Annotated in this window: 1 protein-coding gene; it reads right to left on the bottom strand. The window is 74.3% G+C overall.

Annotation, left to right across the window (positions count from 1 at the left end; genetic code table 11):
- On the bottom strand, nucleotides 1-2,682 hold a 2,682-nt coding region (locus HPT28_RS26365), incomplete at both ends, for a type I polyketide synthase (protein ID WP_219094485.1).

Raw genomic sequence — 2,682 nt, 5'->3', positions numbered from 1 at the left:
GGTCACGTCACCGGGGTAGCGGCAGGCCATACCCACCACCACGATCGGATCGTCCGCGTCCTCGGCCCCGCGCCGCCGGCCGTCGGCGGGGTTCACCACGGTCTGCTCGTCGACCAGGAACGCAGCCACCGCCGTCGGCGTCGGGTGGTCGAAGACGAGCGTCGTCGGGAGCCGTCGGCCCACAGCATCGGAGAGCCGGTTGCGCAGCTCGACCGCCGTCAGTGAGTCGAAGCCGAGTTCCTTGAACGCCTGCTGGGCGTCCACCTGTTCCGGGGAGGCGTGTCCGAGGACCGTCGCGGCGTGCAACCGCACGAGGCGTAGCGCTTCCCCCCTGCGTTCCTCGGGTGACAGCCCCGCCAACCGCTCGGTGAAGGAGTCACCGGGGGACGCCGCCTGGAGCCCACCGGCGGCCCTGCGCGGCGGGACCCGCACGAGGCGCCGCAGTACCGCCGGTACGTCCTCCGGCGCTGAGGCGTTGCGGAACGCGCCGGGGTTCAGCCGTGCGGCCACCGTGTGGCCGGGTGCGCGGCTGATCGCGCGGTCGAAGAGGGCGAGGCCGTCCTCGGTGTCCAGTGCGCTGATCCCGCTCCGGGCCATGCGCGCGACGTCGGCTCGGCTCATGTGGCTCGTCATGCCGGTGGGCTGGTCCCACAGGCCCCAGGCGATGGTGGCGGTGGGCTGCCCGTCGGATGTGGCGAGCGCGTCGAGGTAGGCGTTGGCGGCCGCGTAGTTGGCCTGGCCCGGGCTGGGAAGGGTGGCGGTGACGGAGGAGAAGAGGACGAGGGCCCCCAGGGGGTGGCGCCGCGCCGCTCGGAGGAGGTGGTGGGCGGCGTCGACCTTGGGGGTGAGGACGGCGTGGAGCTGCCGGTCGGTGAGGTTGGCGGTCAGGGCGTCGTCGAGGACACCCGCGGTGTGGACGACGGCGGTGAGGGGGCGGTCTCCGGGGACGGAGGCCAGGAGCCGGTCGACGGCCGCGGGATCGGTGATGTCGCAGGCGGCGATCGTGGCGGTGGCACCGAGAGCCGTGAGTTCGTCGCGCAGCTCGGCTGCCCCCTCCGCCCCGGGGCCGCTGCGGCTGACCAGCAGAAGGTGACGCATGCCGTGTCGTCGCACGAGGTGCGTCGCGATGAGTCGGCCGAGGGCGCCGGTGCCGCCGGTGACGAGGACCGTGCCGTCGGGGTCCCACGCCGGGCTCGCGTCGTCGCCGGCGGCGAGCGGGGTGAGGCGCGGAGCGGTGATCCGCCCGCCGTCGAGCCCGATTTCGGGTTCACCGGTGGCGAGAGCGGCGGCGATGTGCTGTGGCGTGCTGACGTCGTCGAGGGTGAGGAGGGTGATGGGGTGGGCGGGGTTCTCGGCCGCCGTCGTCCGGGCGAGGGCGTGCAGGGGCGCGCGGAGTGCGCCGGGTGCCGATCGCCGGGTGGTCAGGACGAGCCGGACGCCTTCACTGGACTCCTCGGCGATCCAGTCCCGCAGCAGGCGCAGGGTGGCCTCGCAGGCGGCGTGGACCGCCTCGGGAGGGGCGGTGTCGGAGCCGGGGTCGACGTCAGCGTCGAGCAGGACGAAGACGGCCTCGGGCTCGGCGTCCGCGCCGCGGAGCGCGGAGAGTTCCGCGAAGGCGGGGCAGTCGGGGTGGGGACGCCAGGTGGTCCGGCCGAGCACGGCCCAGCGTCCGGGCTCGGCGCCCTGCGGCGCCGTCAGCCCGACCCACTCCACCCCGTAGAGCCCGCCACCCTGGGGAGGGTGCAGTTCACGGAGCCGCTCCACGGCGACGGGGCGCAGGTCGAGCCGCTCGACGGAGGCCACGGGACCGCCTGCGGCATCCGTCATCTCCAGGGCGACCGCGTCCTCGCCGACCGGTGAGACGCGTATCCGCAGCGACGTGGCGCCCACGGCGTGCAGCCGGACCCCGGACCAGGCGAACGGCAGCAGCGTCCGGCCGGGTTCCGCGTCGTGTGTCCCGGCCAGCAGCGCCGCGTGCAGCACGGCATCGAGCAGGGCGGGGTGCAGGCTGAACCGGGCGGCGTCCTCGTGCAGCTCCTCCGGCAGGGCGACCTCGGCGTGGACGGCCTCACCGTGGCGCCACAGGCTCCGAAGCCCCCGGAAGGCCGGGCCGTACTCGTAGCCCCGTCCGTCGAGCCGCGCGTAGCCCGCGCCGACGTCCACGGGCTCGGCGCTCTCCGGCCGGTGGACGGGAGTGGCCGGGACGGTGCCCGCCTCGGTGCTCAAGGCCCCCTCGGCATGCCGGGTCCACGGCAGGTCCGTGCCGTCCTCGCGGCGGGAGTGGAGGGTGAACGTGCGCCGGCCGCTCTCGTCGGGGGCCGCGATCTGCACCTGCACCTGTACGGAGCCGGACGACGGAACGGGCAGCGGCTCCGACAACGTGATCTCGTCAACCTGCGAACAACCCACCTGTTGGGCCGCGTGAAGCGCCATCTCCACCATGCTCGCGCCGGGCAGGAGCACGGTGCCGGCTACCGCGTGGTCGGCCAGCCAGGGGTGCGTGGCGAGCCCGAAGCTTCCGGTGAGCAGGACGCCACCCGCGTCGGCCAGGGGCACGGCCGTGTCGAGGAAGGCATGGTCACTTCCCTTGGCGCCTGCCGTCCTGGTGGGGGAGATCCAGAACCGCTGGTGTTGGAAGGGGTAGGTGGGGAGTTCGGTGTGTGGGTTGGTGTGGTTCTCGTG

This window comes from Streptomyces sp. JJ38 (genome assembly GCF_019303475.1).
Lineage (GTDB): Bacteria > Actinomycetota > Actinomycetes > Streptomycetales > Streptomycetaceae > Streptomyces.
Note: the sequence above shows the minus strand (reverse complement) of the source record. Positions and strands in the feature narration are given on the sequence as shown.